The organism is Klebsiella sp. CN_Kp113 (assembly GCF_040064585.1).
Classification (GTDB): domain Bacteria; phylum Pseudomonadota; class Gammaproteobacteria; order Enterobacterales; family Enterobacteriaceae; genus Klebsiella; species Klebsiella michiganensis.
This window is the reverse complement of the sequence record NZ_JBEAID010000001.1, coordinates 362,345-387,457: the sequence shown is the minus strand read 5'-3', so window position 1 is coordinate 387,457 and position 25,113 is coordinate 362,345. Positions and strand designations below refer to the sequence as shown.

Annotated in this window: 23 protein-coding genes and 2 tRNA genes; 16 read left to right on the top strand and 9 right to left on the bottom strand. The window is 56.8% G+C overall.

Annotated features, from left to right (window positions below):
• The first annotated feature begins 429 nt into the window (after positions 1-429).
• On the top strand, positions 430-1,218 hold the full coding sequence (phoH, locus tag ABLV30_RS02110) for a phosphate starvation-inducible protein PhoH (RefSeq protein WP_014228807.1): 789 nt from the start codon (positions 430-432) through the stop codon (positions 1,216-1,218).
• Between the two features lie 50 nt (positions 1,219-1,268).
• On the opposite strand, the gene ABLV30_RS02105 is transcribed toward phoH, so the two are convergent.
• A complete protein-coding gene (locus tag ABLV30_RS02105; protein WP_014838068.1) occupies positions 1,269-1,562 on the bottom strand; it encodes a YciI family protein in 294 nt (97 codons plus the stop codon).
• 115 nt (positions 1,563-1,677) lie between these two features.
• Entirely contained in the window at positions 1,678-2,466 is a 789-nt protein-coding gene (locus ABLV30_RS02100; RefSeq protein WP_049079878.1) for a MipA/OmpV family protein, read from the bottom strand.
• Positions 2,467-2,588: 122 nt separating this feature from the next.
• Here ABLV30_RS02100 and ABLV30_RS02095 point away from each other — a divergent pair, with 122 nt between their 5' ends.
• The 4 genes from ABLV30_RS02095 (at position 2,589) to ABLV30_RS02080 (ending at position 8,776) form a co-directional block, all read left to right on the top strand.
• Positions 2,589-3,284, top strand: coding sequence for a response regulator (locus ABLV30_RS02095; protein WP_025106257.1), 696 nt, complete (start codon positions 2,589-2,591; stop codon positions 3,282-3,284).
• Positions 3,281-4,477, top strand: coding sequence for a HAMP domain-containing sensor histidine kinase (locus tag ABLV30_RS02090; RefSeq protein ID WP_265802106.1), 1,197 nt, complete (start codon positions 3,281-3,283; stop codon positions 4,475-4,477). The genes ABLV30_RS02095 and ABLV30_RS02090 overlap by 4 nt, the downstream gene beginning before the upstream one ends.
• A gap of 79 nt (positions 4,478-4,556) precedes the next feature.
• Positions 4,557-5,705, top strand: a complete 1,149-nt coding sequence (locus tag ABLV30_RS02085) for an efflux RND transporter periplasmic adaptor subunit (protein ID WP_049104150.1) — start codon at positions 4,557-4,559, stop codon at positions 5,703-5,705.
• Positions 5,702-8,776: an efflux RND transporter permease subunit gene (locus tag ABLV30_RS02080; RefSeq protein WP_348865508.1), complete on the top strand. Its 3,075-nt coding sequence runs from the start codon at positions 5,702-5,704 to the stop codon at positions 8,774-8,776. Before ABLV30_RS02085 ends, ABLV30_RS02080 begins: the two co-directional genes overlap by 4 nt.
• A gap of 346 nt (positions 8,777-9,122) precedes the next feature.
• On the opposite strand, the gene ABLV30_RS02075 is transcribed toward ABLV30_RS02080, so the two are convergent.
• The 3 genes from ABLV30_RS02075 to ABLV30_RS02065 form a co-directional block, all read right to left on the bottom strand.
• Positions 9,123-9,210, bottom strand: a tRNA-Ser gene (locus ABLV30_RS02075).
• A gap of 145 nt (positions 9,211-9,355) precedes the next feature.
• The gene (locus tag ABLV30_RS02070) at positions 9,356-10,033 is read right to left on the bottom strand and encodes an isochorismatase family protein (protein WP_046876518.1); all 678 of its coding nucleotides are present in this window, start codon (positions 10,031-10,033) and stop codon (positions 9,356-9,358) included.
• Between the two features lie 20 nt (positions 10,034-10,053).
• On the bottom strand, positions 10,054-10,914 hold the full coding sequence (locus ABLV30_RS02065; protein WP_046876517.1) for a pirin family protein: 861 nt from the start codon (positions 10,912-10,914) through the stop codon (positions 10,054-10,056).
• A 114-nt stretch (positions 10,915-11,028) separates the two neighbouring features.
• On the opposite strand from ABLV30_RS02065, the gene ABLV30_RS02060 reads away from it, so the two are divergent.
• Positions 11,029-11,934, top strand: coding sequence for a LysR family transcriptional regulator (locus ABLV30_RS02060; RefSeq protein WP_014228816.1), 906 nt, complete (start codon positions 11,029-11,031; stop codon positions 11,932-11,934).
• A gap of 348 nt (positions 11,935-12,282) precedes the next feature.
• Here the strand turns inward: ABLV30_RS02060 and ABLV30_RS02055 are convergent.
• Positions 12,283-12,370 (bottom strand) — tRNA-Ser (locus ABLV30_RS02055).
• Between the two features lie 268 nt (positions 12,371-12,638).
• On the opposite strand from ABLV30_RS02055, the gene ghrA reads away from it, so the two are divergent.
• The 7 genes from ghrA (at position 12,639) to ABLV30_RS02020 (ending at position 17,448) form a co-directional block, all read left to right on the top strand.
• On the top strand, positions 12,639-13,577 hold the full coding sequence (gene ghrA, locus ABLV30_RS02050) for a glyoxylate/hydroxypyruvate reductase GhrA (protein WP_014838073.1): 939 nt from the start codon (positions 12,639-12,641) through the stop codon (positions 13,575-13,577).
• An 85-nt stretch (positions 13,578-13,662) separates the two neighbouring features.
• Entirely contained in the window at positions 13,663-14,400 is a 738-nt protein-coding gene (locus ABLV30_RS02045; RefSeq protein WP_025106900.1) for a phosphatase, read from the top strand.
• Between the two features lie 22 nt (positions 14,401-14,422).
• Positions 14,423-14,977, top strand: coding sequence for a molecular chaperone (locus ABLV30_RS02040; RefSeq protein ID WP_025106901.1), 555 nt, complete (start codon positions 14,423-14,425; stop codon positions 14,975-14,977).
• A gap of 103 nt (positions 14,978-15,080) precedes the next feature.
• Complete coding sequence (locus ABLV30_RS02035) at positions 15,081-15,572, top strand: DUF1097 domain-containing protein (protein ID WP_014228820.1); 492 nt, start codon at positions 15,081-15,083, stop codon at positions 15,570-15,572.
• A 289-nt stretch (positions 15,573-15,861) separates the two neighbouring features.
• Complete coding sequence (locus ABLV30_RS02030) at positions 15,862-16,167, top strand: type 1 fimbrial protein (protein ID WP_014228821.1); 306 nt, start codon at positions 15,862-15,864, stop codon at positions 16,165-16,167.
• Positions 16,168-16,256: 89 nt separating this feature from the next.
• The gene (ymdB, locus tag ABLV30_RS02025) at positions 16,257-16,811 is read left to right on the top strand and encodes an O-acetyl-ADP-ribose deacetylase (protein ID WP_014228822.1); all 555 of its coding nucleotides are present in this window, start codon (positions 16,257-16,259) and stop codon (positions 16,809-16,811) included.
• A 46-nt stretch (positions 16,812-16,857) separates the two neighbouring features.
• The gene (locus tag ABLV30_RS02020; protein WP_004849849.1) at positions 16,858-17,448 is read left to right on the top strand and encodes a TetR/AcrR family transcriptional regulator; all 591 of its coding nucleotides are present in this window, start codon (positions 16,858-16,860) and stop codon (positions 17,446-17,448) included.
• Positions 17,449-17,484: 36 nt separating this feature from the next.
• Here ABLV30_RS02020 and mdoC read toward each other — a convergent pair whose 3' ends face one another.
• Entirely contained in the window at positions 17,485-18,645 is a 1,161-nt protein-coding gene (gene mdoC, locus ABLV30_RS02015) for a glucans biosynthesis protein MdoC (protein WP_186006651.1), read from the bottom strand.
• Positions 18,646-18,896: 251 nt separating this feature from the next.
• Here mdoC and mdoG point away from each other — a divergent pair, with 251 nt between their 5' ends.
• The 3 genes from mdoG to ABLV30_RS02000 all read left to right on the top strand — a co-directional run bounded on the left by mdoG (position 18,897) and on the right by ABLV30_RS02000 (position 23,265).
• The gene (gene mdoG / locus ABLV30_RS02010) at positions 18,897-20,450 is read left to right on the top strand and encodes a glucans biosynthesis protein MdoG (protein WP_348865507.1); all 1,554 of its coding nucleotides are present in this window, start codon (positions 18,897-18,899) and stop codon (positions 20,448-20,450) included.
• Entirely contained in the window at positions 20,443-22,971 is a 2,529-nt protein-coding gene (gene mdoH / locus ABLV30_RS02005; protein ID WP_265802100.1) for a glucans biosynthesis glucosyltransferase MdoH, read from the top strand. The genes mdoG and mdoH overlap by 8 nt, the downstream gene beginning before the upstream one ends.
• A gap of 66 nt (positions 22,972-23,037) precedes the next feature.
• Positions 23,038-23,265 (top strand): YceK/YidQ family lipoprotein, encoded by a 228-nt coding sequence (locus ABLV30_RS02000; RefSeq protein WP_004849859.1) that lies wholly within the window; start codon positions 23,038-23,040, stop codon positions 23,263-23,265.
• Here ABLV30_RS02000 and ABLV30_RS01995 read toward each other — a convergent pair whose 3' ends face one another.
• Both ABLV30_RS01995 and mdtG read right to left on the bottom strand, forming a co-directional pair.
• A complete protein-coding gene (locus tag ABLV30_RS01995) occupies positions 23,266-23,652 on the bottom strand; it encodes a MysB family protein (RefSeq protein ID WP_004137236.1) in 387 nt (128 codons plus the stop codon). It abuts the gene before it with no gap.
• Positions 23,653-23,743: 91 nt separating this feature from the next.
• On the bottom strand, positions 23,744-24,994 hold the full coding sequence (gene mdtG, locus ABLV30_RS01990) for a multidrug efflux MFS transporter MdtG (protein WP_014228827.1): 1,251 nt from the start codon (positions 24,992-24,994) through the stop codon (positions 23,744-23,746).
• Positions 24,995-25,113 lie beyond the last annotated feature (119 nt).

Below are 25,113 nucleotides of genomic sequence, written 5' to 3'. Positions count from 1 at the left end.
GTAATCTTATAGTCGGAAACTCTCCTCAGCTGCGATGAGAATTATTTGTTGTCTGTGTGTGAAAAATAAGTTGCGCTTAGAATTATTTCTGATGTACTTATTACAGGCGCGGTAGTTCTCGGCAGTAGTCTCGTTTCATTATGGAGATCGCGAATGCCCGATTGCTGTAACGGAAAACGTCAAACCCCAGACCGTACTTATCAGCACGGGAGCCCAACTTCCGGCCGCGATTTTCACACCGCAAAATCCTCCTCCTCTATCAAAGAAAACCAGAACCCAGGCAAGGTTACCGGTGCGCGTAGCCGTGACCCTCTGCCAATTCGTCAGGCAAGCAATGGCTTACAAGGAAGCCAAACCTCAATCGTTAGTGCGCATAATCGCGTCGATCGTGGCGCGTGTGATGTAAACCAACAACGCAAGGTGCTATCCATGGGAAGACAAAAAGCAGTGACCAGAGCTCGTCGTGAGGCCAAACGTGTGCTGAGACAGGATTCGCGAAGCCATAAGCAGCGCGAAGAAGAATCGGTCACATCGCTTGTGCAAATGAGTGGCGTAGAAGCCATTGGCATGGCGCGGGATAGCCGCGACGCATCGCCAATCGAAGCGCGCAATGACGCTCAGGCGCATTATTTGAATGCCATCGACAATAAACAGCTGATCTTCGCCACGGGCGAGGCCGGGTGCGGTAAGACCTGGATTAGCGCGGCAAAAGCAGCTGAAGCCCTGATCCATAAGGATGTGGACAGAATTATTGTTACCCGTCCCGTTCTGCAGGCCGACGAAGATCTCGGCTTCTTACCGGGAGATATCGCCGAGAAGTTTGCTCCCTATTTCCGACCGGTCTATGACGTGCTGGTGAGAAGGCTAGGGGCTTCCTTTATGCAGTACTGCCTGCGTCCGGAAATCGGCAAGGTGGAAATCGCGCCGTTCGCCTATATGCGCGGACGTACATTTGAAAATGCGGTGGTGATTCTGGACGAGGCCCAGAACGTGACCGCTGCGCAAATGAAGATGTTTTTGACCCGCCTCGGGGAGAACGTGACGGTTATCGTCAACGGCGACATTACCCAGTGCGATTTACCTTCAGGCGTACGGTCGGGTCTGACCGATGCGCTGGCGCGTTTTGAAGAGGATGAGATGGTGGGTATTGTGCGCTTTACAACCGATGATTGCGTGCGCTCAACGCTTTGCCAGCGCGCGCTGAAAGCCTACTACTGAGTTATTCTGCGTCTGCAAAGCCCGGGTGACCGGGCTTTGTTTTTGCTGCACTACAGAAGAGCCTGCAGTGAAGGAGCGGCCATCGTGGCTTCAAAAGGAACGATCTCGACTTTCGCTACGCCCGATTGCTGAAATGGATCCTGGCTCAGCCAGTTTTGCAGCCCATCCATATCATCGCCTTTAGCCAGAATCACGCCGCCGGACCTGGGGATTTTACGCCCCGAAGCGAGAAATATTCCGTCAGCATAGCCTTGCTTAAGCCATTCCACGTGCGCAGCAAGCTGGGCGTCTACCTGATCAAGCGGTTTAACGTAAGTCAGAACAACAACGGCAATGGTGCTCATTTTCCTTCCTTAACATTTAAATGTAACGCTGCAGAAGCTTATCATTCACGTGAACAGCGCTTCAGGCTTTTTTAATCAACTGACGCGGTGGGTGTCTGGACGAGCGCGGGATCGATTAAAATGTCCAGGTGATTGCCGCAGTTACGGAACCTTCATTGCGCCGTGAGACTATCGGGCTGTCAGCGGCGTGTTCTCCGAGCCAGGTATAGCCGGCGCTGAGCGTGGAACCCCAATGCTCGTCATATTGATGGCTCCAGGTCAGCGCGTTGTCGATGCCGTAAAATCCGCCGGGTGCGCGATAGGGGCGATAGCCGGAACGGGCGCTCTGCCGTTGGTCGACCCCGTAAAACGTATTGGCGTACCGGCCGTCGCCAAACAGCGCGGCGGACTGTAAGGCAACGGTGTCCTGCGAGTTCTGGAGCAGCAGCAGGGTTGCGGAGGTCTGATAATGCACGCCCTGGGCGTCGGTAAGCGGAAGCGTAGCCTTACCTTCAACGGTGAGCCACGGCGTGACCGACCAGCCGACGGCGAAGGCGGTATTCATGGTGGCTTTAATATTACCCATCCCCTTCAGCGTATTCGCCCCATCGCGCCAGCCTGAGTTTTTTTCCGCTCGCCCGAGGTCATAACCGAGCGTGTGCTCGAAGTAGAGACCGCTGTCGCCAGCCAGGTCATAGCCTATGCCTTTTTGGCTATCAATAAAGAAAGCGCCTTTCCGCCCCTGTAGTACGGGAACCACCTGCCAACTCTGCTTGTCAGAGCCGCTGTAACGAGGCGCGTATTTTCCGCCCACCCCGATAGTCAGCCCATCGGAAGGCGCGGCGGCTTCATCGGCACGCGCGCCGGGTGTTATCGCCATTAAAAACGGCACGACCATATACGGCGAAATTTTTCTGGCTATCATACTGTTCTCCACGTGGACGCGGGCGCCGTCGATAAGGACGCGCCGCAGAATGCCGGTGCAGTATGGTTTTGCTGAATCAATGAACGGTCGGGATAGTGTTAAGAAACGGTCAAGGTGAACAGATGTTGTCCAGAAGAGTGTTGATAATTGAAGATGACGCCGATGCGGCCGGGGTGCTTGAGGCCTATTTACGCCGGGAAAACTATGATGTGGCGGTCACCGTGGATGGCCTCGCCGGACTGGATATGGCGCAGCGCTGGAAACCCGATCTGATTCTGCTGGACGTGATGCTGCCCGGACTGAACGGGACCGAGGTGCTGGCCAGCCTGCGGCGGAAAAGCGATGTGCCGGTGATTATGGTTACCGCGATGGGGGATATGCCCGATCGTATTGGCGCGCTGCGCTATGGCGCCGACGATTATGTGGTGAAACCCTATCATCCCGGTGAAGTGGTGGCGCGAGTTCAGGCCGTGCTCCGGCGGAGCCGCAAAGCGGAGACGCAGGAAGACATTCTGCGCTGGCAGGGGCTGGAGGTGGACGTCGCTGCCATCGTCGCGACCGTCAGCAATCCGGGGGAACCTGCCCATGTTCTCGATCTTACCCCGACCGAGTTTTCGCTTCTGGCTACGCTGATGCGCGCCCCCGTCCGTCCCTTTTCGCGACAGTATCTGCTGGAGCGCTGCCTTCCTGAGAGCGAAGCGCTTGAGCGCGTGGTGGATACGCATATTTATAACCTGCGTAAAAAACTGGAGGGGGCGGGGGTATCCGGGGTGCTAGTCAACGTTCGCGGCGTGGGCTACAGGTTCAGACAGCCATGATGAAGACCCGTCACTCCTCTCTCTGGCGCTGGATTTGCGGGCGCATTCTGGCACTGGCCATCGGCAGCGTGATGGTTATCGCCACCTGTATGTGGCTGCGTTTCGCCGTGCAGAACTATTGGATCATGCACAAAATGCCGCCCGCTTTGCGGGAGGAATTCATTGCGCTCAGCCGCAATCCGGAGGCCAACCCGGCGCGTTTTCATCAGATTGTCGATACCTGGTGGGGATTGAGCTATTCCACGCCCTCTATCGCCTCGGCGGACTGGGTGACCGTGGCGGTGCTGGTGCTGGTCATGATCCCCTTCATTGTCGTTATGGGGCTCCGCTACGCCCGTCCACTCTCGCTGCAGTTCAGCCGTCTTCGTGATGCGGCGAAGGACGTCACCGGGGGGCAATTTGGCCGCCAGGCGGAGCTGATTGAGGACGCGCCAGCGGAAATGATCCGCTTTGCTGCCGACTTTAACAAAATGACCGGCCAGCTGGCCCGCTATGATAAAGAACTCCGCGCCTCGCATGTTGCGATGGCGCATGAGCTTCGCTCCCCGCTGACGGCGGCGATTGGCCGTCTGCAGGGCATGCTGGATGGCGTTTTTGATACCCAGCCGCAGCAGCTGGAGATGGTGATGAAACAACTCCAGCATCTGAATCGATTGACCGATGAGCTGCATCTGCTTTCCCTGGCGGATGCCGGCAATCTGGTGCTCGATGAGCGGCCATTTTGTCTGGATGAGCTCCTTCAGGAGCGAGCCGCATGGTTAACGCCGCAGGCGGACGCGCAGAGCGTGACGATCGCCATTCAGCCATCGCCGTCCTGTCCCTTCCGCGGCGATGCTTTTCGCATGGGCCAGGTATTTAGCGTACTGATGGAAAATGCCGTACGCTACGGGCGCAGGGGGGGACATCTGGCAATTACGTTGCGCCGCGGCGAGGGCGCTTACGCCATTGATTTTGTCGATGACGGGCCCGGCGTGGCGAGGCATTTTTTACCGGATATGTTTGAACGTTTTACCCGCGAGGAGGCGTCCCGCGCCAGACACTCCGGCGGCAGCGGCCTCGGATTATCCATTGCGCGCGCTATCTGCGTGGCGCACGGGGGGCGCATCAGCGCGTCGCTACCGGCGAGCGGCGGTCTGCAGATTCGCGTTGTTCTGCCGTACGCTCCCGCCACAGAAGAAAACAGCCTGCCTTGATAATCCCTTGACACAACATCGAGCCATTCTCGATGAATGTGTCATGTAATGGCGCCATTTCCCGAACGGAGTGGCGTTTATGTTATATGAGTTAGTTCTTTCCCTTCGTCAGTGCGTGTCCGCTTTGCTCGGCGCAGAACGGACGCTATCCTGGTTTGCGCTGTTGCCGCCGATCGTACTGGTCCTGATGATCGTACCGCTTGTGGGCTGCGGCGATAAAAGCGCCGAAAAGCCCGCGCCGGCCCGCCCGGTGCGCTACGTGGTGGTGGGTTCCCCGGCGACGCTTCCCGCTCTGGAAAGAACGGGCGAAATCCACGCGCATGATGAGACGGCCCTGAGCTTTCGTACGGCGGGCAGGATGCTGACGCGCGCGGTGGATGTCGGCGATCGGGTCAACTACGGGCAGCTGCTGGCGACGCTTGAAGAGACCAGCGCGCGAAATCAGCTGGACAGCGCGACGGCTGACGATGAGAGCGCCCGAGCGACCGCCCGGGTCGCCGCGCTGAACGTTAACCGCATGCAGAAGCTCATCGCCACGGGCGCAATCGCCCGCTCTCAGCTGGACAGCGCGCAGGCGGACTGGCTGGTCGCCAGCGCCCGGGTGAAGAGCAGCGAGGCCGCCTTGCGCAACGCCAGGGAAAGCCTGGGCTGGACGCGTCTTACTTCGCCGGGTGAGGGGGTTATCACGGCGGTCAGCGCCTCTCCCGGTCAGGTGGTCAGCGCCGGAGAGACGGTGGTGACGCTGGCGGCGGGTCAGGCGCGCGATGTGGTGTTTGATATCCCGGATCCCGCTAAGGTTGAGGCGCAAAGGGCGGAAGAATTTCAGGTTGCTTTGCTCAGCGATGCCGGGGTGAAGGCCTATGCTGTTTTGCGTGATATTAGCCCACAGGCCGATCCCCAGACCCGGACATGGCGCGTCAGGGCAACGCTCAAGAAACCGCCCGCCGCGATGGCGCTGGGCGCCAGCGTCACGGTAAGGCTGCCGTCATCAGGCTCGACGGGGTACGCCATACCGGCTTCTGCGCTGAGCCGCTGCGGAGATAAACCGGCCGTCTTTGTGATTACCCCGCAGATGCAGGCGCAGCTGCGCGTTGTCGTTCTCGCCAGCTACACGGCTTCTTCCGCGATCATCGCCTCCGGCCTTGTGCCCGGCGATCGGGTTATTACCGCCGGCGTTAGCAAACTGCGCCCGGGCGAAAAAGTCGTCGCCGGAGAGAGGCTGCCGTGAAAATAGCGCCGTCAAAAAATCGCTTTAACCTTTCTGCATGGGCGCTGGAAAACCCGCAAATGGTCAGTTTCTTTATGCTGCTGATTATGGTTATCGGTTCGCTCAGCTATACGCTGCTGCCGCGAAATGAAGATCCGGCTTTCACTATCAAAACGGCGGTAGTCTCGGCGCAGTGGCCGGGCGCGTCGGTAACGGATACCACGCATCTGGTGACGGATGTCCTGGAGAAAAAATTACAGGAAATGCCCTGGCTCGATTATATCGAAAGTGAAACCCGAGCCGGGCAAACGGTTATCTATATTAATCTCCGCGATGACACCCCGGCGCACAACGTCCCGGCGATCTGGTACCAGATCCGCAAAAAAATGCAGGATATTGCGCCATCGCTGCCGGAAGGCGCGCAGGGACCGAGCGTGAACGATGAGTTTGACGACACGTACGGCACCATTTACGGATTTATCCCTGACGGATATAGCCTTGAAGAGGTGCGACAGCGGGTGGAGACGATCCGCCGTGAACTGATGTCCGTGCCGGATATCGGCAAAACGGTCCTCCTTGGCGAGCCGCAGGAGCAGATAGTCATCGCTTTTTCGCCCGCCCGGCTGGCCGGTATGGGGCTTACCATTCAGCAGGTTGCGGACGCTCTGAAGGCCCAGAATGCCGTGGCGCCGGCAGGAACCCTGCGCACCGGGCAGGAGAATATCACGCTAAACGTCAGCGGGGCCCTCAGGAGCGAAGCGAGCCTGCGCGCCGTCATCCTGCACATCAACGATCGCTATCTTCCCGTGACCGATATTGCCACGATTGAAAGAAGCGCGGCCGAACCGCCTTCAGCGGCGTTTCGCGTTAACGGACGTCCTGCCGTTGGGCTGGCGATTTCCATGGCGCCGACGGGCAATATGCTGCGCTTTGGCGAGACGCTGAATAACAGAATGCGCGCCATCGGCGCCGGGCTACCGCACGGCATCGAGATAGTTAAAGTGGCTGACCAGTCGGCGGTGGTCAGCGGCGCCGTAAGCGGATTTGTCCGGGTACTGGTGGAAGCCGTGCTGATTGTGCTGGCGGTTTCTTTTGTCTCGCTGGGATTAAGGGCCGGGCTGGTGGTGGCCGCGGCGATCCCGCTGGTGCTGGCGATGACCTTTACCGGGATGATGCTGGCAGGCATTGGTCTACAGCGCATCTCTCTCGGGGCCCTGATCGTTGCGCTAGGGCTGCTGGTGGATGATGCCATGATCGCCGTGGAAACCATGGTATCCCGGCTTGAGGCCGGCGATACGCGACGGCAGGCGGCGACGTACGCTTTCCAAACCACGGCATTTCCGATGTTGACCGGTACGCTGGTCATGATTGCCGGATTTATTCCCGTCGGTTTTGCCTCATCCAGCGCGGGCGAATACTGCTTTTCGCTGTTTGCCGTGGTGCTGATGGCGCTTCTGAATTCATGGGTCGTGGCGATTCTGTTCTCCCCTTTGACCGGAACGTGGCTGCTGCCGGAAAAGCTGAAACATCGTGCCGCAGGCCCGGGCCGCATGGCGCGGGGATATGGACGACTTCTGCGTACGGTGCTGCGCCACCGGCTTGCCACCCTGGGGATTGCGCTGGCCGCGCTGGGGCTGTCGGTGTACGGGACCACGTTTATGCAGGGGGAGTTTTTCCCTTCATCTGATCGCCCGGAGCTGCTGGTCAGCCTGACGCTTCCGGCCAATGCTTCGCAGACGGAAACGGAGAAACAAACGGAGAGGCTGGAAAGGGCGCTCGCCGGGAATCGCAACATTGACCATTATTCGACCTATATTGGGGCGGGCGCCATCCGCTTTTATCTGCCGATGGATGTTCTGCTGGATAATGAAAATACGGCGCAGCTGGTGGTGGTGGCGAAAGACCTGGCCGCCCGCGACCGCCTGCGGGAACAGTTAAACACGCTGCTGACCACGCAATTCAGCGATCTGACTTCGCGCGTTTCTCCTCTGGAGCTAGGGCCTCCGGTGGGCTGGCCGATCAAATACCGGGTCAGCGGGCCGGATTATCTCAAGGTCAGAGAGTATGCCGGGCGTCTGGCCGAGGCGATAGGGCGCTCGCCGTTAACCCGGGAGGTAAACCAGACCGCCGGCGAGCCGGAGAGAACCATCGTCCTGCAGGTGAACCAGACTGCCGCGCGGGCGGCGGGCGTGTCATCGCAGAGCCTGGCGCAGACGCTTAATACCGTCTGGTCAGGCACGACGGTCACATCGCTGAGAGACAATGACCGGCTGGTTGATGTGGTGCTGCGGGCGAACGACAGCGAGCGATTGAATCTTGCCACCCTGTCATCGCTGACGGTTGAAGGGCCCGGTGGAGAAAAAGTTCCCCTCAGCGCGGTGGCCACGCCGACCTGGGGAGTGGACGATCCGGTGCTCTGGCGTCGGCAACGATTGCCGTTTATCACCGTACAAACCGACCTCGCGCCGGGAATGCGGGCAGAAGGCGTATCGAACGGTCTGCGCCCGACGGTGGATCAACTGCGCGCGGGTTTACCCACCGGTTACAGCATTGTCGAAGGCGGAGTGGTCGCGGAGTCCGAAAAAGGCAACAGCTCGGTATTGAATATTTTACCCGTCACCCTCGGCATTATGCTGTTATTGCTGATGCTTCAGCTGCGGCGCTATTCCCGTATGCTGCTGGCTCTGTTCATGGCCCCGTTCGGCTTGCCGGGGATTGTTATGGCTATGCTGCCGGGGGACACGCCAATGGGATTTGTGGCTCTGCTCGGCGTCATCGCGCTGGCGGGGATGATTATCCGCAATGCCGTGATACTTATCACTGAAGTCGACGGCAATCTGGCCCAGGGCATGGAAAGCGATGCCGCTATTATTGCCGCCGCAGAGCACCGGGCCAGGCCGATATTTCTGACCGCCTGCGCCGCGATACTGGGTATGGTCCCCATCTCTCATCAGGTATTCTGGGGACCGATGGCGTATGCCATCATTGGCGGGCTGATTGTCGCGACGCTCGTCACGTTAACCGTGCTGCCGGCGTCCTTTAGCCTGCTGCTGGAGAGGGGAGGATACCGGGAAAAACGTCCCGCCGCTTAATAACACTGGATGGCCGGGGGCGACCCCGGTCGGGGTGCAACAGGCGAAAAAAAAAGCCCGTACTTGCGTACGAGCTCTTCTTAAAATATGGCGGTGAGGGGGGGATTGACTCGCTGCGCTCGCCGTTACTCGGCCCGTCCCTGGGCCTCGCCCCTGCGGGGCCAGCGCAGGCGCTGTTCAAAATTGCTCCCGGCAATTTTGTCGGGGCAGATTCCTCGCAGGCTCGTCATCTGTCCAACTGGCTGGCGCCAGTTGTCGAACCCCGGTCGGGGCTTCTCATCCCCCCCGGCGGGGTGCTATATGCGAAAAAAAAGCCCGTACTTGCGTACGAGCTCTTCTTAAAATATGGCGGTGAGGGGGGGATTCGAACCCCCGATACGTTGCCGTATACACACTTTCCAGGCGTGCTCCTTCAGCCACTCGGACACCTCACCATATTGTTTTGTCGCTCACCTTGGGTGGGCAACGGGGCGCTACTATAGGGAGTTGCGCTAAAACGGTCAAGCAGTATTTATGCTTTCGCTATCGTTCGGTTAAGCAATGAACACTGCCCCGCCGTAGCACGGCGGGGCAGTCATTTTAACGCTGTGAATCAAGCTGTTCGTTATTCTTCACCACGTCCTGAGCTTTGGAGTAGCTCTCAATCAGCAGCTGGTATGCCGGGAAGACCTTGGTATACACCTCGGCCCACTCAGCGGCATCCGGGCGATTCCAGGTGCGCTGCAGTTCAGAAGCAACCGCTGCGGTATCCATCGGTACGACGCCAGCCTGGACGACGCGGGCGAGGGTGATTTCCTGCGCCATCTTGCTATAGGTACCGGAAGCATCAATGACGGCAAAAACCTTATAGCCATCGGCGACGGCGGCAATGGACGGGAACGCCATGCAGACGCTGGTAATGGTACCGGCGATAATCAGCGTTTTACGCCCGGTTGCTTTTACTGCGGCAACAAATTCCGGGTTATCCCACGCGTTAATCTCTCCTTTACGCGCAATATATTGCGCATGGGGCGCGTTCGCATGAATCTCAGGGATCAGCGGGCCGTTTGGTCCCTGCGGCACTGACGCCGTGGTGATCACCGGGATCCCGGCTAATGAAGCCATCTTCGCCAGCGCGGCGGCGCGCGCCCGCAGCTCCGGCATCGGCATATCACCCACGGTCTGGAACAGACCGCTCTGGTGGTCAATCAGCAGCATGGCGGTATCATTGACATCAATAACCGGACGAGAACCATTAAAGTTAGCTGGGGTAGACATATTATTCACCTCATTCAATATCAGATTTGGCCGAAGTGGCCGCTATTAAAATCACGAACCGCTTCCGCGATTTGTGCTTTGGTATTCATCACAAAGGGGCCGTAGCCCACGATCGGCTCCTGCAGCGGTTCACCGGCCATCAGCAGTACTTTTGCGTTGCTACTGGCCGAGAGGTGGAGCGCTTCTCCTTTCTGGCTGAGCACCACCAGCTGACCCTCGCGGGCGCTACCCTCGCCGTTCACCACCACTTCACCTTCCAGAACGACCAGCGCCGTACTCCAGCCGGCAGGCTGATGCAGCGTGATTTCCTGGCTCTGGTTAAGCTGCAGGTCCCAGACGTTAAGCGGAGAAAACGTGTGCGCAGGGCCGACAATATCTCCGTAGCGCCCGGCAATAACCCGCATATGGCCCGCATTATTCGGCAGCTCAACGTCAGGAATCACATCAGCAGTGATGCTCTGGTATCCCGGCTGCGTCATTTTGTCTTTCGCCGGGAGGTTGACCCAGAGCTGAATCATCTTCAGCTCGCCGCCGGTACGGGTAAATTCCGCCGAGTGGAACTCTTCATGCAGGATCCCGGCGCCTGCGGTCATCCACTGCACATCGCCCGGTCCAATGACGCCGCCTCTGCCGGTAGAGTCACGATGTTCAACTTCGCCGGAATAGACCACGGTGACGGTTTCAAATCCGCGATGCGGATGTTCGCCGACGCCGCGTTTGCCTGTCCCCGCCGGGAAGTGATGGGGGCCTGCGTAGTCGAGCAGCAGGAAGGGGCTTAGCTGTTCGCCATGCGTCTGGTAAGAGAACATTGAGCGAACCGGGAAACCATCGCCTACCCAGTGCTGTGAAGGTGCGGTGTAGATACCTGTAATTTGTTTCATGGCAGTCTCCTGAATAGCTGTTTCTGATGTGAATAAGCATATATTCGCCACTAATAGTCCGCTAGATAGCAAAAATGACCTATACTGTTCTAAAAATGGAACGATGGGGGAAGGATGCAGGATCTCAATGACTTAGCCTGGTTCGTACAGGTGATCGATCACGGTGGTTTTGCCGCGGCGGGCAGGGCGCTCGATCAACCCAAATCCAAGTTGAGCCGTCGTATCGCCCAGCTAGAAGAACGCCTCGGCGTCCGTTTGATTCAACGTACAACCCGGCAGTTTGCGGTAACGGAAGTTGGCCTGACCTTTTATCAGCACTGCAAAGCGATGCTGATCGAGGCGGAAGCGGCAGAACAGGCGGTGGAAACCCTGCGTTCCGAGCCGCGCGGGAGCGTAAAGCTGACCTGCCCGGTAACGCTATTGCATGCGCATATCGGGCCGATGCTGGCACGGTTTATGGTGCGCTATCCGGGCGTGAATCTGCAGCTGGAAGCGACTAACCGACGCGTTGATGTTGTTGGAGAGGGCGTCGACGTCGCGATTCGCGTACGTCCAAGGCCGATAGAAGATAGCGATCTGGTGATGCGTGTTCTGGCCGATCGCGGGCACCGTCTGGTCGCCAGCCCACGGTTGGTGGAGCGGCAGGGGCAGCCTCAGGTTCCTTCAGCGCTAAGCGATTGGCCGGGGTTAAGCCTGGGGGCGGGCAAGCATCAGCATAAGTGGCAGTTGACCGGCCCGGAGGGGGCAAGGGCGGAAATCTACTTTACTCCCCGGCTGGTCACCACGGATATGCTGGCGCTCCGTGAAGCGGCCATTGCCGGCGTTGGGGTGGTACAGCTTCCTTTATTAATGGTGCGCGATCAGTTGGCCGCCGGAGAGCTGGTGGTTGTCCTCGATGAGTGGCAACCGCGCAGGGAGGTGATCCATGCGGTGTTTGCCTCTCGTCGCGGATTACTCCCCTCGGTCAGGGCGCTGGTGGATTTTCTCAGCGAAGAGTATCAGCGGATGGAAGAGGATTAGCATTTGCCACAATCCCGGCGGCGGCGCGATGCGCCTGTCCGGGCTCGGATTACCGGCAATCTGCGGCCCGGTAGCCCGGCTAAGCGCAGCGCAAGCCGGGAAGAAGCCACAGCAATACCGCGTCACGGCATATTCCCCGGGTTGCGGCGTAAACGCCTTACCCGGGCTACGGGCTATCGGCAATCTGCGGTACTGTAGCCCGGGCACGCGCATCGCGCAGCCCCCGGGAGAAGAGCATGGAGTAGCAGAATTTCCCGGAGGCGATGCTGCGCATCTGTCCGGGCTACCGGACGGGGTGCTATATGCGAAAAAAAAGCCCGTACTTGCGTACGAGCTCTTCTTAAAATATGGCGGTGAGGGGGGGATTCGAACCCCCGATACGTTGCCGTATACACACTTTCCAGGCGTGCTCCTTCAGCCACTCGGACACCTCACCATATTGTCTTTCCCGTTGTTGCCGGGAACGGGCGCTAATTTAGGGAAATACGTATCTCCCGTCAATCAACTTTTTTAAAAAATCGCGCGTTTAGCCAAACTTCAAGCAACTTGCTCCCTAAATGGGCGAAAATCGATTTTTTTATCGCCATTCCCTTTTTCGCACGCTCGGCGAATGAAATTTGCTATGCTGGCAATCCAATAGAAAACAACGAGTAAAACGCGACGCTAACCTAACCTGCCAGCAGCGTCGGCTATCAGGAGCCTTTATGGATATCATCTTTTACCACCCCACGTTCGACACCCCTTTCTGGATTACGGAACTGGAAAAACAGCTGCCCGGCTCGCGCGTCCGCGAGTGGAAACCCGGAGATAATCAACCCGCTGACTATGCGCTGGTCTGGCATCCGCCGGTAGAAATGCTCCAGGGCCGCCAGCTTAAAGCCGTCTTTGCCCTTGGCGCCGGCGTCGATTCAATCCTCAGCAAACTGCGGGAACACCCGGAAATGCTGCCGCTGTCAACTCCGCTGTTCCGTCTGGAAGACACCGGCATGGGGCTGCAGATGCAAGAATACGCGGTGAGCCAGGTGTTGCACTGGTTCCGTCGTTTTGATGACTATCAGGCATTAAAACAAGAGGCGCGGTGGCAGCCGCTGGAGGAGTATCAGCGTGAAGATTTCACCATCGGCATTATGGGCGCGGGCGTGCTTGGCGCGAAAGTGGCCGAAGCCCTGCAAAGCTGGGGTTTTCCGTTACGCATCTGGAGCCGCAGCCGCAAATCCTGGCCGCAGGTCACCAGCTTTGCTGGAGAAGAGGAGCTGAATGCGTTCCTCAACGGAACACGAGTGCTGATAAACCTGCTGCCCAACACGGCGGAAACCGTTGGAATTATTAATAGCGCGCGCCTGGCGCAGCTGCCGGATAACAGCTACGTGCTGAATCTGGCTCGCGGTGTTCATGTGGTGGAAGACGATCTGCTGGACGCGCTGAATAGCGGCAAGTTGAAAGGCGCGATGCTGGATGTGTACAGCCGCGAACCGCTGCCTGAAGCGAGCCCGCTTTGGCGGCATCCGCGAGTGGCGATGACGCCGCATGTTGCCGCCGTCACCCGGCCTCTGGAAGCCATGGCTTATATCGCCAAAACCATCGGTCAGTTAGAACGAGGTGAAACGGTCAGCGGGCAGGTCGATCGCCAGCTGGGATACTAAGCGACAGCCCCGCGTGAGCGGGGTTTTTGCTGATCACAGGCGCAGATTCCTGCTATTCTTGCCACAAACAGAGAAGGAGATTGTGATGTATCCTGTTGACCTGCACATGCATACCGTCGCCAGCACCCACGCCTACAGTACCCTGCACGATTATATTGCAGAAGCAAAGCGCAAGGGGATCAAACTCTTTGCCATTACCGACCACGGGCCCGATATGGCCGATGCGCCTCACTACTGGCATTTTATTAATATGCGTATCTGGCCGCGGCTGGTGGAGGGCGTTGGTATTCTGCGCGGTATCGAAGCCAATATCAAAAATACCCAGGGCGAAATTGACTGTACCGGCCCGATGCTCAACTCGCTGGACCTGATCATTGCCGGTTTTCACGAGCCGGTGTTCCCTCCAAAGGATAAAGCAACGCATACCGAAGCGATGATCGCCACGATAGCGAGCGGCGCGGTGCATATCATTAGCCATCCGGGTAATCCTAAGTTTCCCGTTGATATCCCGGCCATTGCCGCGGCAGCGGCGAAGCACCACGTGGCGCTGGAAATCAATAACTCATCCTTTGTTTCGTCGCGCATTGGCAGCGAAGATAACTGCCGTGCCGTTGCCGCGGCCGTACGCGATGCCGGCGGCTGGGTTGCGCTGGGTTCGGATTCCCATACGGCATTCACGCTTGGTGAATTTAGCGAATGTCGCAAAATCCTCGATGCTGTTGATTTTCCGGAAGAGCGAATTCTTAACGTGACGCCGCGGCGTCTGCTTAATTTTCTTGAATCGCGTGGGATGCCTGCGATTCCTGAGTTTGCTGAACTTTAATTTGAATAACTGGAATAAATGAATGAACGAGTTTTCAATCCTCTGCCGCGTGCTGGGCTCTCTCTATTATCGTCAGCCGCAGGACCCGCTGCTGGTGCCGCTGTTTACCCTTATTCGCGAAGGGAAGCTGGCAGCGAGCTGGCCGCTGGAGCAGGATGAACTGCTGGAGCGTCTGCAAAAAAGCTGCGATATGCCGTCTCTGGCCGCCGAATACAACGCGCTGTTTGTCGGTGAAGAGTGCCGCGTGGCGCCTTACCGTAGCGCATGGGTAGAAGGCGCTACGGAAGCTGACGTTCGTACTTTCCTCAGCGCGCATGGTGTCCCCACGGGGGAGGGCGCGGCGGATCATTTAGGCTCCTTGCTGCTGGCCGCTTCGTGGCTGGAAGATCACGCGCCGGAAGATGAAAGCGACGTTCTGGAAACCCTTTTCGCTGAGTATATTCTGCCGTGGTGCGGCGAGTTCCTGGGCAAAGTTGAAGCCCATGCAACCACGCCGTTCTGGCGCGCCATGGCCCCGCTGACTCGTGAAGCCCTCTCCGCCATGTGGGATGAGCTGCAGGAAGAAAATGAGCAATAAATTGTGATTAAAGTCACAATTTAGTTGCAACAAAACATTCTGAATTTCATTTAGTGTGTTCTGTGTCGCATTTGACGGGCGCGTTTCTGCTATGATACGCGCCATGAACATACTCTTCGCAATCGCATTAACGACGGGCATTCTCTCCGGTATCTGGGGATGGGTGGCGGTCGCATTGGGTCTGCTGAGCTGGGCAGGTTTCCTCGGCTGTACGGCTTACTTTGCCTGTCCGCAAGGTGGGTTAAAAGGGCTGCTTATTTCGACCTGTACGGTCATGAGCGGCGTGGTGTGGGCGCTGGTGATTATTCACGGTAGCGCGCTGGCGCCGCAGCTGGAAGTGGTTAGCTATATCATGACCGGCGTCGTGGCGTTTTTGATGTGTATCCAGGCGCGTCAGCTGATTCTCTCTTTTGTGCCGGGTACTTTTATCGGCGCGTGTGCGACGTTTGCCGCCGGCGGCGACTGGCGTTTAGTTGTGCCTTCACTCGCGCTGGGCCTGGTATTTGGCTATGCCATGAAAAATAGCGGCCTGTGGCTGGCGACCCGGGCGGAGAAAAATAAATCTCTGGCTAATCAAAGTCGCGAATCTTTTTAACTTATCCCACTTTTCATCACCAAAGAGCCCGTCGGGCTCTTTGGCTGTTTTTGCTGCCAAGTATTACCTCATCATAAATCTTCCCGCCATTTTGTTTTTCCTTATATATCCGCAACTTTAACTGTACCGGGAGTTAGTGAATCGATTTTGTTAGCACATTTAAACAAATGATATTTTTTGTTTTTAAATTGTTAATATAATTAAATTGAAGTAAAAAAAATTAACTCGTCGCACTCATGGATGGCTGGTGCTCTTCAGTAGCTATACCGATATGCAGAGGAGTTTTATAATGAAAACAATTAGATATGCTTCGCTTGCAGCCCTGTTTATATTACCCTCGTTTATTAGCCCTGCGATCGCCGAACAGACCGTGGCTGGCGTCGTCCATTTTTACGGACGGGTGGTGGAAGCACCCTGCCAGCTCGATGCAATCAATAATCAGGTTATTATGGATTGCCCGCGGGCGGAGACGATTAAAATTTCCGCTCAGCAGCTTGAGAAAGGGAATATCCGCAACGAAAATATCCGTTCTGCGCAATTACGCTATATTAATCCGCAACGGACCCTCGCCATTCTGGATGTTGATTATCGGTAACCCTCTGCCCCCGGGCTTTCGCCCCGGGAGCTATCGTGCCATATTATCCTCCTGTATTCCTTTCAAGACGTATGCCGACAGGAGGAGAAATGGCTGTTCAACCTGAAGTGGTTCTCGGCGATATTACCAGGCTTGAGGTCGATGTTATCGTCAACGCGGCTAATCCGTCGCTGCTTGGCGGCGGCGGGGTGGACGGGGCGATTCACCGCGCGGCAGGGCCGGAACTGCTGGCTGCCTGTAAAGTTGTGCGGCAACAGCAGGGAGAGTGTCCGCCGGGCCATGCGGTGATTACGGCGGCAGGAAATCTGCCCGCCAGCGCGGTGATTCACGCCGTAGGGCCGGTCTGGCACGGCGGTGACAGGCAGGAGGCGGAATTACTGGCTGACGTTTACAAAAATAGCCTGCTGCTGGCCTCGGCAAATAATTACCGATCCATCGCATTTCCTGCTATCAGCACCGGCGTATATGGTTACCCTAAACAGGCCGCCGCGGAGATAGCCGTGCGGACGGTAACTGCCTTTCTCACTCGCTACAATCCGCTGGAGCGCGTTTATTTCGTTTGTTTTGATAGCGAAACCGCCGGCATCTATACCCAATTACTCGAGGCGAGTCGCGCGCAACTCGGCCATCAGAATAAGATATGATAGTTTCCTGCGAAGACGGGAAACTATCATAACGGGAGAGTCATCGGTGACTGAAGGGAAGGTTCTACAAAAACAACGGCTTCGCCGGATGGAAATTGTTGCCGCGGCACAAAAATGTTTCGCGGAAAAGGGCCTGCATGGCGCCTCCGTAGCGGATATTGCGCGTCAGGCTGGCCTTAGCGTAGGCCAGCTATATCGCGTTTTCGCCAGCAAAGAAGAGATCATCGAAGTTATCGTCAGCGAGATCGTGAATGCCAGAGTGGGCGAAATGGTTGCCGGGAATCATGATTTAGCCCGCATGGCTTCAGTTTTAGCCGGCGTGCTCCCCGCGACCGAGTCTACGAAAAACGATAATTATCTGCTGATGGAAATTAACGCCGAGGCGTCCCGAAATCCGCGCCTGCGTGAAATTATGATCCAGGCCGATCGTCGCCTGAAAGAGGAGGGCGGACGGCTTACCCGCCACTACCATCCTGAGATGACCGCGGAGCAAATTAGCGTCGCCTGCGAATTTATCGCGATATTAACGGAAGGGGCGGCATACCGTTGCGACCTGGCGACGGCTCCGACGGTAGATAAAGCGGCGATGGAGAGCCTGTACCGCGATGTCTTTCAGCTGTTGTTTGCGCAAAAATAGCGCTGCTATGTGCGTTCCACACAGCAGCTCCCTGTTTTAACTGGCGGAAATTTGCGGCTTAGCCGTCTTTTGCTGGAATTTTCCGGAAAAAAGAAAGCGCAACAGCGGTATCCGCAGATGAATTTCATACAGCACCAGTGCAATCCCGACAACAAAAACCAGCCCGGTGATAAATCCAAGGGTATTTGATTGAATGACCGGGGTTATCCATGCCCCGTAGAGCAGGGTCAGAGGGTGGTGCACCAGGTAGATAAATAGCGATGCGTTGACGAAGTAGGTCACCCGCGCGGACTGGAAATTCAACAAACGGTGGCCAAGCGAAAAGACCACGTTGACCATCCATAGCCCCAGCACCATCGTAATCACGTACTCCGTTTCGTACATCCAGCCATCGCCCGAGCCGTACTGCTGATTCAGTCGGTAGGCGATAAATCCCAGTAAAGCCGCCACAAAGCACCACGGCGAGGGGGTCGTGAACATCGTCTTCAGCCGCGCGTTAATAAACGTCTGGGCGCCCAGGATAAAGAAAGGCAGGTAGAACAGCGTCTGCATCACGATAAAGTTGAACAGACCGTTGCTGAGAATGGGCGGATAGAGGATAAAAATAGTGCGGCGGATGACCGCATACAGCACGCCCAGCGCGAGAAAAATCATCGACAGCTGGCCTAATGTGACGGTGTCACCAAAGGTGGGCGCAGCGGCAGAACGCGGTCGCGTCAGCCATTTGAACATCACCACGCCCAGCGACGTCAGGACCACCAGCACCAACAAAAACCACAGATGAGAGATCAGCTCCCAGGCGAGGGTGTTGAACTTGTCATAGCCTGACAGCGTATGCCAGTTATCCGCTTTACCGTTGATGTACTGCAGCATAATAAACTGCGGCAGGGTCAGGAGCGGGATCGCCGTTAACATGGGAATGCCGACGCGCTCAACGCGTACTTTCCACCATTTTTTCAGCGGATAGCGCAGAAAAAGCATGTAGGAAAAATAGCCGGAAATCACAAAGAAGACCTGCATGCGAAAGGCATGGATGAAGTCGTTAAATAACGTCAGCCACCACGAGGGCTCGGCGCTGTTAACATGCCAGCTGTGGCTGGAGTAAATGAGCGAAATGTGAAAAGGGATGCCCAATAGCATCAGCCAGGCGCGGATGCTATCGAAAAAATATTCACGCTGTACCGGAGTATTATTCATACAATATCACTACATTCTCAGACAATTCGTCTTATCACTCAACGTGATAACGTTTAAATTCTCTGCAACCCTACATGAACTCTGGTTAACTGTCTCCAGGATAAGCACGCAAAGTGCAAACGGGGCAGTAACTGTGTATTCCCTGTGCCGCGATGCCGAACAATGCAGGGATTATGTTGTCGGAATGCCTGAGTTTCCATTAAAATAGATCGGATCGATTTAAGCACACAAAGGGGGAAGTGCTTACTTATATGAAACATAAACCACAGATGATGAAAATGCGTTGGTTAAGCGCAGCCGTAATGTTGTCCCTGTGTACTTCATCTGCATGGGCATTCAGCATTGATGACGTCGCAAAAGAGGCACAAACGTTAGCCGGCAAAGGCTTTGAAGCGCCTAAAAGTAACCTGCCCTCTGCCTTCCGCGACATGAAGTATGCGGACTATCAGCAAATTCAGTTTAATCACGACAAAGCCTATTGGAATAATCTGAAAAGCCCGTTCAAGCTCGAGTTTTATCACCAGGGAATGTATTTCGATACGCCGGTCACCATTAATGAAGTGACGGCAACCAGCGTACGTAAAATTAAATATAGCCCGGACTATTTTAATTTTGGCAACGTTCAGCACGATAAAGACACGGTTAAAGACCTCGGTTTTGCGGGCTTTAAGGTTCTGTATCCGATCAACAGCAAAGACAAGAACGATGAGATCGTCAGCATGCTCGGAGCCAGCTATTTCCGCGTGCTCGGTCAGGGCCAGGTATATGGGCTTTCTGCCCGCGGACTGGCTATCGATACCGCGCTGCCGTCCGGAGAAGAGTTCCCGCGCTTCCGTGAGTTCTGGATTGAGCGCCCTAAAGCCACCGATAAACGCCTGACGATTTATGCGCTGCTTGATTCCCCGCGCGCAACCGGCGCCTATCGCTTTGTGATCATGCCCGGTCGCGATACCGTGGTGGACGTGCAGTCTAAGGTCTATCTGCGTGACAAAGTCGGTAAACTGGGCGTGGCGCCGTTAACCAGCATGTTCCTGTTCGGGCCGCATCAGCCGTCTCCGACCACCAACTACCGCCCGGCGCTGCACGACTCCAACGGGCTGTCCATTCTTGCCGGTAACGGTGAGTGGATCTGGCGTCCGCTCAATAACCCGAAACACCTGGCCGTCAGCAGCTACGCAATGGAAAACCCGCAGGGGTTTGGCCTGCTGCAGCGCGGCCGTCAGTTCTCGCGTTTTGAAGACCTCGACGACCGCTACGAGCTGCGCCCAAGCGCGTGGATTACGCCGAAAGGTGATTGGGGCAAAGGGAAAATCGAACTGGTCGAGATCCCAACCAACGATGAAACCAACGATAACATCGTCACCTACTGGACGCCGGATCAGCTGCCGGAACCCGGCAAAGAGATGAACTTCAAATACACCATCACTTTCAGCCGTGACGAAGACAAACTGCATGCGCCGGATAACGCTTACGTTATGCAGACCCGCCGTTCTACCGGCGACGTCAAGCAATCGAATCTGATCCGCCAGCCTGATGGCACCATTGCCTTTATTGTCGATTTCACCGGCGCCGAGATGAAAAAGCTGCCCGCAGATACGCCAGTAACTGCCCAGGCCAGCATCGGCGATAACGCTGAAATCGTCGAAAATACCGTGCGCTACAACCCAGTAACGAAAGGCTGGCGTATGATCCTGCGCGTCAAAGTGAAAGATCCTAAGAAAACCACGGATATGCGCGCAGCCCTGGTCAATACCGACCAGACGCTGAGCGAAACCTGGAGCTATCAGCTGCCTGCCAATGAATAAGATAACGAAGTACATCGACGCATTGCCGCTGTCGGATGCAGAAAAACGCGCGTTACCTGACGCAAGTCTGCAGGCCGTACATAAAGCACTGGACGCTGAACATCACGTTTACCACCGTGAAGACGACTCCCCGCTGGGGTCGGTAAAATCGCGGCTGGAGCACAGCTGGCCAGATTCACTGGCCGGTAACCAGCTGGTTAACGATGACGAAGGGCGCACTCAGCTCAACGCCATGCCGAAAGCAAAACGCTCCTCCATGTTTCCGGACCCCTGGCGGACTAACCCGGTCGGGCGCTTCTGGGATCGGCTGCGCGGACGCGACGTGACGCCGCGCTATCTTTCTCGCCTCAGCCAGGAAGAGCAGGAGAGCGAGCAGAAATGGCGTACCGTCGGCTCTATCCGCCGCTACATTCTTCTGCTGCTGACGCTGGCGCAGACCGTGGTGGCGACGTGGTATATGAAAACCATTTTGCCCTACCAGGGCTGGGCGCTGATTAACCCGGCGGATATGGTGGGGCAGAACCTGTGGATCTCCTTTATGCAGCTGCTGCCCTATGTGCTGCAGTCGGGGATCCTGATCCTGTTCGCCGTGCTTTTTTGCTGGGTCTCAGCGGGATTCTGGACCGCGCTGATGGGCTTCCTGCAGCTGCTCATCGGGCGTGATAAGTACAGTATCTCAGCCTCGACCGTCGGGAATGAGCCGTTGAACCCGGAGCATCGCACGGCGCTGATCATGCCGATCTGCAACGAAGACGTTGACCGCGTATTCGCCGGCCTGCGTGCGACCTGGGAGTCGGTAAAGGCCAGCGGCAACGCCGAGCACTTTGATGTCTATATCCTGAGCGATAGCTACAACCCGGATATCTGCGTGGCAGAGCAAAAGGCGTGGATGGAGCTCATTGCCGAAGTGCAGGGCGAAGGGCAGATCTTCTATCGCCGCCGCCGCCGCCGCGTGAAGCGCAAAAGCGGTAACATTGATGATTTCTGCCGCCGTTGGGGTAGCCAGTATAGTTACATGGTGGTGCTGGATGCCGACTCCGTCATGAGCGGTGAGTGCCTGAGCGGCCTGGTGCGCCTGATGGAAGCGAACCCGAATGCCGGTATCATCCAGTCATCGCCTCGCGCGTCGGGCATGGATACGCTGTATGCTCGCTGTCAGCAATTTGCCACCCGCGTCTACGGCCCGCTGTTTACCGCCGGGCTGCACTTCTGGCAGCTGGGTGAGTCGCACTACTGGGGACACAACGCCATTATCCGGGTGAAACCGTTTATTGAGCACTGTGCCCTCGCGCCGCTGCCGGGTGAGGGTAACTTCGCGGGTTCCATTCTGTCGCACGACTTCGTCGAAGCCGCATTGATGCGTCGCGCCGGATGGGGGGTCTGGATTGCTTACGATCTCCCCGGATCTTATGAAGAGCTGCCGCCGAACCTGCTGGACGAGCTGAAACGCGATCGCCGCTGGTGTCAGGGGAACCTGATGAACTTCCGCCTGTTCCTGGTTAAAGGGATGCACCCGGTTCACCGTGCGGTGTTCCTGACCGGCGTGATGTCATACCTGTCGGCGCCGCTGTGGTTTATGTTCCTTGCGCTCTCAACTGCCCTGCAGGTGGTGCATGCGTTGACCGAACCGCAGTACTTTCTGCAGCCGCGGCAGCTGTTCCCGGTCTGGCCGCAGTGGCGTCCGGAGCTGGCCATTGCCCTGTTTGCTTCCACCATGGTGCTGCTGTTTCTGCCGAAGCTGCTGAGTATTATCCTGGTGTGGTGTAAAGGGCCAAAAGAGTACGGCGGATTTATCCGCGTGACCCTTTCTCTGCTGCTGGAGGTGCTCTTTTCGGTGCTGCTGGCGCCGGTGCGTATGCTGTTCCATACCGTGTTTGTGGTCAGCGCGTTCCTCGGCTGGGAAGTGGTGTGGAACTCGCCGCAGCGTGATGACGACTCTACCCCGTGGGGCGAAGCCTTTATGCGTCACGGCTCGCAGATGCTGTTGGGTCTGGTCTGGGCGGTGGGCATGGCATGGCTGGATCTGCGCTTCCTGTTCTGGCTGGCGCCGATTGTGGTGTCGCTGATTCTGTCGCCGTTCGTGTCGGCTATTTCCAGCCGCGCCACCATCGGCCTGCGCACTAAACGCTGGAAGCTGTTCCTGATCCCGGAAGAGTACTCCCCGCCGCAGGTGCTTAAAGATACTGACGCTTACCTGACGCTTAACCGTCAGCGTTCGCTGGACGACGGCTTTATGCATGCGGTATTTAACCCGTCGTTTAACGCGCTGGCAACGGCGATGGCCACCGCGCGCCACCGTCACGGGCATATTCTGGATATCGCCCGCGAACGTCACGTTGAGCAGGCGCTGAACGAGACGCCGGATAAACTAAACCGCGATCGTCGTCTGGTATTGCTGAGCGACCCGGTCACGATGTCACGCTTGCACTATCGCGTGTGGGCCGCGCCGGAGAAATACTCTTCGTGGGTAGGCGCCTATCAGCAGCTGACGTTGAATCCGCTGGCGTTAAAAACGAAGTAAGCCGTACGTTAAGGAAAATACCGGCAATGGTGCCGGTATTTTTTTACCTGAAAATCGAGGTTGTTGATGAGAGTTTTACTGGTTATCGCAATGACGCTGTTTCTCAGCGGCTGCGGGAGTATTATCAGCCGCACAGTGCCTGGCCAGGGCCATGGAAACCAGTACTATCCCGGCGTTCAGTGGGATGTTCGTGATTCAGCATGGCGCTATATCACTATTCTCGATCTGCCCTTTTCGCTGGTGTTTGATACGCTACTGCTGCCGCTTGACGCCAGCCACGGCCCCTATAACTAATTAGCGTTCATCCCATTCATCGGCGGCAGCCTGGCCCTCCTCGGTATCGAGAGAGGGTTCAAGCTGAAACTCGCCTTCATCCCATTCATGCAGCGTGTTTTCTTCCAGCCACTCCTGGCGAAGCTCAATCTCATCATAATCGCCGTCAAAGACGCTCTGCGCAGCCTGACCGCTGAGGACCGGCAGACATTCGCCCTGTTCATCCTCGTCGGCGAAAAATTCGGCCTGCCAGGCAATATCACCGTCCTGGAGTACGTACTTCTGGATATTTAGCTGCTCAATGCTGGCGCTCTCTTCGTCGCTATCGGGATTATTAGCCAGAAACTCCTCGCGGGCTGCATCGATTGCTTCTTCAAGCGTGGCATAGAACATCGAATCCTTTGGCATGGCTAACCTCCTAAGATGAATAGAAATGAACACGATTCAATCTATAGAAGGCGGTTGGCAATGCGTCAAGGAGGTGAACGCCACACGGACATTAATTTACCGAATGCGTGCCGGAACCCGGATTGTCCGTTGCCCGGGGGCGGCGGGAGCGACCGAGGGTCAGGGTCGAGTAGACCGCATTGAACAGCACCACACCGGCGGTGACTAAAAAGACTGCCCGGAAGCCGTAGTTGGCGGAAACCGATGCGCCGATGAGCGGGCCCGTGACGTTGCCGATATCGCGGAACGACTGGTTATAGCTGAATATTCTGCCCGAGATTTGGCTGGTGGAGTTGTACACCAGCAGCGTTTGCACTGCCGGCAACAGCGCGCCGTCGGCGGCGCCTAACAGGAAGCGCAGGATCCCCAGCTGCAGCGGCGTCTGGACAAACGACATGGGAATCAGGAGCAGGACAGAAATCACCAGCGCAACGATCAGGATCTTTTCCGGACCGATACGGTCGCCGAGTTTACCGAGGCGAGGGGCGCTAAGCAGGGCGGCAATACCGGGGACTGAAGCTATCATGCCGCTGATAAACGCAATATTACTGACGTTGCCGGCGAGATCGCGCACGTAAAGCGTCAAAATCGGCGCGATAGAACCGGTAGCCACCTGGATAATCAGCGATGTCACAAACAGACTCAGCACCAGCTTCGGATTTTTAAGCGACGTGAAAACGTCTTTCGCGCTGAGCATCTCTTTTTTACTGACGGCGACAAAATTTTCGCGGATGAGAAAAAGGGTAAATAAGAAACAAATAAACAGCACGCCTGCCGTCATAAAGAAGACGGTACGCAATCCCCAGTGATCGGCCAGGAAACCGCCGGCCAGCGGCCCCAGCAGCGCGCCGCTGACCGCCCCGGTAGAGAGAGTCCCCAGCGCCCAGCCGCTCTTATGACGGGGAATTTGCGTCGCTATCAGCGCATTGGCGTTAGGAATAAATCCGCCGAGCAGACCTAACAGCGCGCGCAGGATCAGAAACTGCCAGATATTCTGCGCCAGGCCCATCAGCAGCATAACGATTGCCATACCGAGGGCCGAGCGCAGCAGCATAATTTTGCGCCCTTTGCGGTCCGCGAGACCGCCCCAGAAGGGGGAGGCCACGGCGGAAAATAAAAAGGTAATGCTGAAAACCAGCCCTGACCACATATTGAGGGCGCTATGGCCGGTTACGCCGAGTTGTTCGACGTAGAGCGGGAGGAACGGCATCACCAGGCTAAAGGCGGCGCCGGTTAAAAAGCAGCCGAGCCAGGTGACGGTGAGATTACGTTTCCAGTTAATGGGGGTATCAGCAGAGGGCATAGGATTCCACTGGCCTGCCGCGCAGGTCAAATAATTGAAAATATGAGCCTGCTAATTATGCGCCTGAGAAATGGTTGCCGCAATGGAGGAGAGCTTTTAAAGCTAAAGGAGGGCTCTGA